Below are 9,680 nucleotides of genomic sequence, written 5' to 3' on the forward strand. Positions count from 1 at the left end.
GTCGGGGGCGGTCAGGCCCGGTGGGCGCCGCCGTCCGGGGCGGGGACGGAGGGCTGCGCCGGGGCGTGGGCGCGCTCGAGCTGGGCGCCCTCCACGTCCACGTCCGGCATGATCCGGTCGAGCCAGCGCGGCAGCCACCACGCCTTCTCGCCGAGCAGGTGCATCAGCGCCGGCATCAGGAGCAGGCGCACCACGAACGCGTCCAGCAGCACGCCGAAGGCCAGGCCGAAGCCCATCGGGCGGATCATCGCGTCGTGGGCGAAGATGAACCCGCCGAACACGGAGATCATGATGATCGCCGCGGCGATCACGACGGCCCGGCCCGAGCGCAGGCCGGTCAGCACGGCCTGGCGGGCGGGCAGGCCGTGGGCGTAGGCCTCGCGCATGCCGGAGGCGATGAACAGCTGGTAGTCCATGGCCAGGCCGAACAGCACGCCGATCATGATGGTCGGCAGGAAGCTGAGCACGGGGCCGGGGTTGTGGACCCCGAACACCGAGCCGAGCCAGCCCCACTGGTAGATGGCCACCACGCCGCCCATGGCGGCGAACATGGAGAGCACGAACCCGCCGGTGGCGATCAGCGGCACCAGGATCGAGCGGAACACCAGCACCATGATCAGCAGGGACAGGCCCACCACCACGCCCAGGTAGAGGGGCAGGGCGTCGGAGAGCTTCTCCGAGACGTCGATGAACCCGCTGGTCATGCCGGCCACGCCGAGGTTGGAGGCCTCGCCGGCCGGCTCGGTGGCGCGCAGGTCGCGCACCAGCTCCTCGGTGGAGACGGCGTTCGGGCCCTCCTCGGGCAGCACCTGGAACATGGTGACGGTGCGGTCCTCGTTGAAGCCCGCGGGCACCACGGCGTGCGCGTGCTCGAGGCCGGCGAGCTGCTCGCCCACCGCCAGGCGGGCGTCCTCGGCCGCGTCCTCGTCCAGGCCGGCGGGCAGGTCCACGGTCACCACGAGCGGGCCGTTGTAGCCCTCGCCGAACTTCTCGGCGGTGAGCTCGTACGCAACCTGCGAGTCGGAGCCCTCCGGCTCGGACCCGCCGTCCGGCAGGCCCAGGCGCATCGAGCCGACCGGCAGGGCCACGAGCACCAGCAGGGCGACGGCCGCCAGGGCCGAGGCGATCGCGGCCGGGGTGGACATGGTCGAGCGGCGCCCGGCGCGGCGCACGGCGGCGGAGCCCTCGGCGACGGAGGCGGGACCCTCGTCGGCGAGGCGGGCCCGCTCCTTCTTCGAGAGGATCCGCATCCCGGCCAGGGAGAGCAGGGCCGGGGTCAGGGTGACGGCCACCAGCACGGCCACGGCCACGCAGACCGCGCCCACGGTGCCCATCAGGCCCAGGAACGGGATGCCGGTGACGTTCAGGCCCACGAGGGCGACGATCACGGTGATGCCGGCAAACACCACGGCGTTGCCGGAGGTGCCGTTGGCCAGCGCGATCGACTCGTGCAGGCCCGTGCCGCGACGCAGCTCCTGGCGGTGCCGGTTGACGATGAACAGCGCGTAGTCGATGCCCACGGCCAGGCCCAGCATCACCCCGAGCACCGGGGTCACGGAGATCATCTCCACGGCGGAGGAGAACGCGAGCGCCCCGGCGGCGCCCACGCCCACGCCCACCAGCGCGTTGACCAGCGGCAGACCCGCGCCCACGAGGGTGCCGAGCATGACCACCAGCACGATCGCGGCGACCACGAGGCCCACGACCTCGCCCGGGCCGAGCAGGGAGGGCGCGGTGGCGTTGAGCTCCTGGGAGGGATGCACGGCGACGCCGTCGATGTCCGCGCCGGTGAGGGCGCCGGTGACCGCCTCCTTGTCCTCGGCGGTGACGTCCAGGGTCGGCGTGGTGAAGGTGACGATCCCGACGGCGGTGCTGCCGTCCTCGGACACGGTGCGGAAGTCCTCCGCGAGGGCCAGGGTGCGCTCGCCGCGCTCGGCCTCGACGCGGCCGTCGTCCAGCTCGGCGCGGCCGTCGGCGAGGTCGGCCTCGGCCTGGTCCAGGCGCTCCGCGCCGGCGGCCAGCTGGGCCCGGCCGTCCTCGAGCTCGGCGACGCCGCGCTCGTACTCGGCCCGGCCCTCGTCGATCTTCTGCTGCTGCGCGTCGAGCTCGGCCTCGGCCGCGTCCAGGGCCTGCTGCCGTCCCGCGGCCACCTGCTCGCGGCCGGCCTCGAGCTCGGCCTCGGACTCCTGCAGCTGCTGCCGGCCGGCGGCGAGTCGGGCGGCGCCGTCGTCGGCCTCCGCCTGGGCGGCCGCGAGCTGTTCGGCGCCCGCGTCGGCCTCGGCCTGGGCGGCCTCCAGCTGCGCGCGGGCGGCGTCGGCCTGGTCCTGACCGGCCGCCAGCTGTGCCTCGCCGGCGGCGAGCTGCGCCTCCTGGTCGGCGAACTGCGCGGCGACCTGCTCCGCCGGGATGCCGGCGGCCTCGGCCTCGGCCAGCGCGGCGTCCCGGGCCTGCTCGAGCTCGGCGCGGCCCGCGGCCAGCTGCTCGGCCTGGGCGTCGAGCTCGGCCTGCCCGGCCTCGAGCTCGGTCCACCGGTCGCCGAGCTCGGCCTGCCCGGCCTCGAGCTCCTGCCGCTGTGCGTCGATCTCGGCCTGGCCGGCCTCGAGACGCTCCGCCTGCTCCTCGAGCTCGGCGCGGCCGGCGTCGAGTTGCTCCTGGCCGTCGGCCACCTTCTGCTCGGCCTCCCGGAGCGGGGCCAGGGCGTCGGCCGGCAGGGCCTCCAGGCCACGCTCCTCGAGGTCGGCGCGCGCGGCGTCGAGCGCGGCCTGCCCCTCGTCCAGCTGGGCGGCGGCCTCGGCGAGGCGCTGCTCGCCCGCGTCGGCCTCGGCCGTGCGCCGCTCGAGCTCGGCCCGGCCGTCCTCGATCTCCTGGCGTCCGTCCGCGAGGCGCTGCTCGCCGTCGGCCAGCTCGGCGCGGCCCTCGTCGAGCCGGGTGCGGGCGTCGTCCCGCTGGGCCTGGGCCTCGAACGGGTCCACGACGCCCTCCACGGCCGGCTGCTCGGCGACGTCGTCCAGCAGGGCGGTGATCTGCTCGCGCTGGGCGTCGGTCAGGGGGGAGCCGTCCTCGGTGGTGAACACGACCTGGCCCCTACCGCGGGAGGCCTCCGGGAACTCCTCCTTGAGGCGGTCCGTGACCTGGGCGGTGGGCGTGCCGGGGATGGTGACGGTGGAGGAGAGCGTGCCGCCGAAGGCGAGGAACCCGCCGACGGCGAGGGCCAGGGCGAGCACCCAGGCGAGGATCACGAGGAGGGGGCGGCGGGCGGCGCCGAGGCCGAGACGGTAGAGCAGTGTCGCCATGGGAAGGGGAGGTCCAGGAGGAGGACTACCTGGCCCGGCACGCCCCGACCCCGGGCGGCGCCCCCGTCAGGCGGAGGGCAGGCGCAGGACCAGGTCCGCCGCGGCGCGCGGGGCGTGCCGGGCCAGGTAGTCCTCCTCCTGTGCGGCCCAGCGGTCCCAGTGCGGGGCGAAGGTCTCACCGTCCCGGGCCAGCGCCCGCGTGCGCCGCGCGGGGGTCTCGAGCTCGAGCCACACCGCCAGGTCGAGCAGCGGTCGGGCGGCGGTGCTGAGCGCACCCACGCCCTCGCACACCACGACGTCGGCCGGCGCGGTCCGCCGCGGCGGACCGGGGGCGGCGCGGTGCCAGTCCCACGTGGTCCAGGTCGCCGTGCCCCGCTCCCGCAGCGCGCGCACGACGGCCGGGTAGGGGCCGTCGTCGCCCACCGCGGCGGCCAGCCCGTCCCAGCCCTGGTACATGGACTCGATCTCGATCACCTCGACGCGCGCGAACGGCGCGATCCGGGCCGCGAGCGCGGCGGCGAGGACGGTCTTGCCCGACCCCGAGCGGCCGTCCAGGCCGATGAGCGCCGGTCGGGTCACGGGTCCTCCGGGGTGGGGTCCGTCAGCGCGGCGGTGGCCGCCTCGAGCACCCGCACCGCGGCCCGCAGCTCCGCGACGGAGAACCCCTCGAGGGCGGCGCTCAGCCGCTGGGACATCGGTTGGAACGCGCGCTGCCCGTCGCGGCGGGCCGTGTCCGTGTGCTCCACCAGCACGCGCCGCCGGTCGCCCTCGTCCCGGCGGCGGCGGACGTGGCCCGCGGCGGCCAGGCGGTCCACGAGGGCGGTGGCCGAGGCCCGGGTGAGGTGCAGGTGGGCGCCGAGGTCCGAGGCGGTGACGGGCTCACCGGCCGCCGCGCGGGCCATCAGGTACGCGAGGGCTCTGAGGTCCGTGCGATGCAGGCCGACGCCGCGGCCGGCCTCGTCGACGGCGTGCTCCGCGCTCTCGCTGAAGACGCGCAGCGCGTGGACCACGGCGAGATGCTCCGCGGGGGCGGAGGGGGGCTGCGTGGTCATGGCCGGGAGTCTAGCCAGCCCCCATGGTTGTTTGATCATCGAACCATCCCCTACGCTCGGGGGCATGCCCACCGCGCCCGACCTGTCCGCCTTCCGCACCCCCGCCGCGCCGGGGCGTCCCTCTCGGGGGCTGCGGCTGGGCCTGGCCGCGGCGCTCGCCGTGGTCTGGTTCGCCGTGCTCGGCCTGGGCGGCCCCGTGTTCGGCGCGATCGGCGACGTCTCCTCGAACGACCAGGCCACCTTCCTGCCGGCGTCGGCCGAGTCCACCCGCGCGGGGGAGGAGGCGGCGGCGTTCCAGGACGGTGAGGCCGTGCCCGCCGTCGTCGTGGGCCCGGCGAGCACCGCGGACCCCGCGGCCGCCTTCCCCGCGCTCGCGGACCTCGCGGGCCTGTTGGGCGAGGTGCCGGGCGTGGTCGACGTCGCCGGTCCGATCCCCTCCGAAGACGGTGCGGCGGTGCAGTTCCTGGCCTTCGTCGACTCCTCGGCCGGGGCTGAGCGACCCGTGGCCGACGTGGTGGCCGACCTGCGGGAGGTCGTGGCGGACCCGGCGGCCGCCGCCCCCGCCCTCGCCGGGACCGTGGCCGCGGACACCGAGTGGCACGTGGGCGGTCCGGCGGGCCTGGTCGCGGAGCTGGGCGGCGCGTTCGCGGGGATCGACGGGCTGCTGCTGCTCGTGGCGCTCGTGGTGGTGTTCGTGATCCTCGTGGCGGTCTACCGCTCCGTCCTGCTGCCGGTCCTCGTGCTCCTGACGGCCGTGGCCGCGCTCTGCGGCGCGATCGTGGCCGTCTACGGGATGGCCCTGGCGGGCTGGATCCAGCTCAACGGCCAGGCCCAGGGCATCCTCTCGATCCTCGTGATCGGCGCGGCCACGGACTACTGCCTCCTGCTCGTGGCCCGGCACCGCGAGGAGCTGCTGGTCCGCGCGGAGGTCGGGGAGGCGCTGCGGGCCGCCGTGCGCGGGTCCTTCGGCGCGATCACCGCGTCCGCCTCCACCGTGGCCCTCGCCCTGCTGATCCTGATGGCCTCGGACCTCAACTCGACGCGCTCCCTCGGCCCCGTGGCCGCCACGGGTGTGGCCTTCGCGTGGCTCGCCGCCCTGACCCTGCTGCCGGCGCTGCTGCGGCTGACCGGGCGTGCCGCCTTCTGGCCCACGATCCCGTCCCCCGAGCGCGCGCGCCGTCGCACGGAGCGCCGCGCCGCCCGGGGCCGGGCCTTCACCCCGCCGCGCGACGGCGCGGGCCGGCCCATCGCCGGCCTCGAGGAGGACCACGGGGTGTGGACGCGGGTGGGCACCGTTGTCGCGCGCCGGCCCCGCCCCGTCTGGGTCGCCACGACGGTCGTGCTCCTCGCCCTCTGCGGCGGCCTGCTGCAGCTGCGCGCGGACGGCGTCGCCCAGGAGGACGTGCTGCTCGGCGACTCCGACGCCCGGCAGGCCCAGGCCCTGCTGAGCGAGCACTTCGACGCCGGCGCGGGCGCCCCCGCCCAGATCCTCGCCCCGGCCGGGGACGCGGAGGCGGTGCTCGCCGCCGTCGCGGAGGACCCCGGCGTGGCCGAGGCCGAGGTCACCGCGGACGCCCCCGAGGCCGCCGCGGGCCCACCCCCGGGCGTGACCGACGCGGAGGGCGGGGCGGGTGCCGCGTCGGCGCCGGAGCCGCAGCCCCGCGTGGTGGACGGCCGCGTGCTGGTCTCGGCCACTCTGGCGGACCCGGGCGAGTCCCTCGCCGCGCAGCAGACCGTGGCCCGCCTGCGCGACCGGCTCGCGGACCTCCCGACCTCGGGCGAGATCCTCGTGGGCGGCCCGGCGGCCCAGGCGCTGGACACGAACGTCACCACGCAGCGCGACCTGCGGGTCGTCATCCCGCTGATCCTCGCGATGCTGCTGGTCATCCTCGCGGTGCTGCTGCGCTCGCTCCTGGCACCCGTGCTGCTCGTGGCGGCCACCGTGGTCAGCTTCGGTGCGGCCCTGGGCGTCTCGGCCCTCGTGTTCCGGCACGTGTTCGGCTTCGAGGACGCCGACCCCACCGTGCCGCTGTACGGCTTCGTCTTCCTCGTGGCGCTCGGGATCGACTACACGATCTTCCTGATGACCCGGGCGCGGGAGGAGACCCCGCGGCACGGCACGCGGGCGGGCGTGCTGCGCGCCCTCACCGTCACGGGCGGGGTCATCACCTCGGCCGGCGTCGTGCTGGCGGCCACCTTCGCCGCGCTCGCGGTGATCCCGCTGATGTTCATGGTGCAGTTGGCGTTCATCGTGGCCTTCGGCGTGCTGCTGGACACGCTGATCGTGCGCTCCCTGCTGATCCCGGCGCTCGTGCGGGACATCGGCCCGAAGGTGTGGTGGCCGGCGAAGGTCGACTGAACCGCGCAGGAGGGAGGGGCCCGACCGTCAGTGCGGTCGGGCCCCTCCGGTGCACGGGCGCCTCAGGGGCGCGCGGTCACTTCTTCTTGGCCTTCTTCGCGTCCGACTTCTTCGTGCGCCCGGCCTTCGGGGCGGGCGCGGACTGGGCGCCCTTCACGCGGCCCGCGGCGGCGGCCTCGGTGGTGGTGCCTGCGCTGCTCAGCCGGCCGTCGTCGGTGGTCAGGAACGAGCGCATGAACCACTGGAACAGCTCGAGCTGGGCCACCTGGTCGATGAGGATGTCCTGCGTGACCGGGTCGAGGTCCTCGGTGGCGTCGATCGCGGCGCGGTGGTCCGTCACGACGCCGTCGTAGACGAGGTCCAGGGCGGCCAGGTGCTCCAGGGTCGACGCGCGGCCCAGCGTGTAGTCGTCCCACGTGCGGGCGGCCACGAGCGCGCCCGGGGTGCCCGCGGGGGAGACGCCCAGGGTGGCGATGCGCTCCGCGACGACGTCGACCATGCCGCGGACCAGCTCGATCTGGGGGTCGAGCATCTCGTGCACGCCGATGAAGCCGGGGCCCACCACGTTCCAGTGGGCGTGCTTCAGGGTGAGCTGCAGGTCGTTGAGGGCGTGCAGGCGGCCCTGGAGGATCTCGGCGGTGCGGCGGCCCGTGCTCAGGGACAGGCCCGGGACGGTGTACTCGGCGGCGTTCTTCTCGGCCATGGTGGCGCTCCTTCTCCGTCGGGACGGGCGCGCCGTCGGCGACGCCCCGTGATCCGCCATCCAACCGCGCGAGACCCCCGCGCTTCCAGGGCCGGGCGCCTGCACCGGAACGGAGCGCAGACGAATCCGGGGCCTCGGGAATGGATCGTGGACGGCCCGCGTTGACCCTCGCAGAAGCAGAAGTGAGTGAAGTCGACTCAGGTTCACTTGACAGTCCACCGCCCCGGTGGCAACCTGAGTCATGAAGGCTCAAGTCCCTGCGGCGCCGGTGCCCCGGCCCGCCGGTCCGGCCCCCGCTTCACCGTCAGACAGGAAGGACCCCATCATGTCCCGTGCAGTCGGCATCGACCTCGGCACCACCAACTCCGTCGTCGCCGCCCTCGAGGGTGGCGACCCGGTCGTCATCGCGAACGCCGAGGGCGCCCGCACCACCCCGTCCGTCGTCGCGTTCTCCAAGGGCGGGGACGTCCTGGTCGGCGAGGTCGCCAAGCGCCAGGCCGTCAACAACCCCGAGCGCACCTTCGCGTCCGTCAAGCGCCACATGGGCACCGACTGGACCGCCGAGGTGGACGGCAAGAAGTACACCCCGCAGGAGATCTCGGCCCGCACGCTGATGAAGCTCAAGCACGACGCCGAGGAGTACCTGGGTGAGAAGGTCACCGACGCGGTGATCACCGTGCCCGCCTACTTCAACGACGCCGAGCGCCAGGCCACCAAGGAGGCCGGCGAGATCGCGGGCCTGAACGTCACCCGTATCATCAACGAGCCCACCGCGGCCGCCCTGGCCTACGGCCTGGAGAAGGGCAAGGAGGACGAGCTCATCCTGGTCTTCGACCTGGGCGGCGGCACCTTCGACGTGTCCCTGCTCGAGGTCGCCAAGGACGAGGACGACTTCGCCACCATCCAGGTGCGCGCCACCGCCGGCGACAACCGCCTCGGCGGCGACGACTGGGACCAGCGGATCGTGGACTGGCTGCTCCAGCAGGCCAAGTCCAAGGGCGCGGACCTGTCCAAGGACAAGATCGCCCTGCAGCGTCTGAAGGAGGCAGCGGAGCAGGCCAAGAAGGAGCTCTCCTCGGCCACCTCCACCAACATCTCGCTGCAGTACCTGTCCGTGACCCCCGAGGGCCCGGTGCACCTGGACGAGCACCTCTCCCGCGCCAAGTTCCAGGACCTCACCAAGGACCTGCTCGAGCGCACCCGCAAGCCGTTCGAGGACGTCATCAAGGAGGCCGGCGTCAAGGTCTCCGACATCGACCACGTGATCCTCGTCGGCGGCTCCACCCGCATGCCCGCCGTCTCCGACCTGGTGAAGGAGCTGACCGGCGGCAAGGAGCCCAACAAGGGCGTGAACCCGGACGAGGTCGTCGCCATCGGCGCCGCGGTGCAGGCCGGCGTGCTCGCCGGCGAGCGCAAGGACGTGCTCCTGATCGACGTGACCCCGCTGTCGCTGGGCATCGAGACCAAGGGCGGCGTGATGGCCAAGCTCATCGAGCGCAACACGGCCATCCCGACCAAGCGCTCCGAGACGTTCACCACGGCCGAGGACAACCAGCCCTCCGTGTCCATCCAGGTCTTCCAGGGCGAGCGCGAGTTCACCCGGGACAACAAGGCGCTGGGCACCTTCGAGCTGACCGGCATCGCCCCGGCCCCGCGCGGCATGCCCCAGATCGAGGTCACCTTCGACATCGACGCGAACGGCATCGTGCACGTCTCCGCGAAGGACAAGGGCACCGGCACCGAGCAGTCGATGACCATCACGGGCGGCTCCTCGCTGTCCAAGGAGGACATCGACCGCATGGTCAAGGACGCCGAGGCCCACGCGGACGAGGACAGGAAGCGCCGCGAGGCCGCCGACCGCCGCAACCAGGCGGAGCAGTCCGCGTACTCCGTGGACAAGCTCCTGCAGGACAACGCGGACAAGCTGCCCGAGGACGTCAAGACCGAGGTGCAGGCCGACGTCGACGCCCTGAAGGCCGCCCTGGAGAAGCAGGACAACGACGACGAGGTCGCCGCCGCGTTCGAGAAGCTCCAGGCCTCCCAGGTCAAGATCGGCGAGGCCCTCTACGCCCAGCAGGGCGCGGAGTCGGCCGACGCCGGCGCCGAGTCCGCCGCCCCGCAGGGCGACGACGAGGACATCGTCGACGCCGAGGTGGTCGACGAGGACGACGAGAAGAAGGCCTGACACCCCGGGGCCGGGGCGGGCGTCCACGCCCGCCCCGTCCCGAGACCCACGACGCCGGCGGGCCGGCCCGGCAGCGCCCCTGCCGGGC

General features: G+C 74.6%; 6 protein-coding genes. 2 read left to right on the top strand and 4 right to left on the bottom strand.

Annotated elements, in window-relative coordinates; genetic code table 11:
* Window positions 1–11 precede the first annotated feature (11 nt).
* From J1M38_RS10940 to J1M38_RS10950, 3 genes are all read right to left on the bottom strand, one after another.
* On the bottom strand, window positions 12–3,293 hold the full coding sequence (locus J1M38_RS10940) for an MMPL family transporter (protein WP_144786236.1): 3,282 nt from the start codon (window positions 3,291–3,293) through the stop codon (window positions 12–14).
* 66 nt (window positions 3,294–3,359) lie between these two features.
* Window positions 3,360–3,872, bottom strand: coding sequence for a para-aminobenzoate synthase component I (locus J1M38_RS10945; RefSeq protein ID WP_044658845.1), 513 nt, complete (start codon window positions 3,870–3,872; stop codon window positions 3,360–3,362).
* Window positions 3,869–4,345 (bottom strand): MarR family winged helix-turn-helix transcriptional regulator, encoded by a 477-nt coding sequence (locus J1M38_RS10950; protein WP_044658846.1) that lies wholly within the window; start codon window positions 4,343–4,345, stop codon window positions 3,869–3,871. Before J1M38_RS10950 ends, J1M38_RS10945 begins: the two co-directional genes overlap by 4 nt.
* A gap of 64 nt (window positions 4,346–4,409) precedes the next feature.
* Here J1M38_RS10950 and J1M38_RS10955 point away from each other — a divergent pair, with 64 nt between their 5' ends.
* Window positions 4,410–6,704: an MMPL family transporter gene (locus tag J1M38_RS10955; RefSeq protein ID WP_206481407.1), complete on the top strand. Its 2,295-nt coding sequence runs from the start codon at window positions 4,410–4,412 to the stop codon at window positions 6,702–6,704.
* 76 nt (window positions 6,705–6,780) lie between these two features.
* On the opposite strand, the gene J1M38_RS10960 is transcribed toward J1M38_RS10955, so the two are convergent.
* A complete protein-coding gene (locus tag J1M38_RS10960) occupies window positions 6,781–7,407 on the bottom strand; it encodes a Dps family protein (protein WP_044658848.1) in 627 nt (208 codons plus the stop codon).
* Window positions 7,408–7,732: 325 nt separating this feature from the next.
* Here J1M38_RS10960 and dnaK point away from each other — a divergent pair, with 325 nt between their 5' ends.
* Window positions 7,733–9,592, top strand: a complete 1,860-nt coding sequence (gene dnaK / locus J1M38_RS10965) for a molecular chaperone DnaK (RefSeq protein WP_123244405.1) — start codon at window positions 7,733–7,735, stop codon at window positions 9,590–9,592.
* Window positions 9,593–9,680: the final 88 nt, after the last annotated feature.

The sequence above is a fragment of the Micrococcus sp. KRD070 genome, from assembly GCF_017168435.1.
GTDB lineage: Bacteria > Actinomycetota > Actinomycetes > Actinomycetales > Micrococcaceae > Micrococcus > Micrococcus luteus.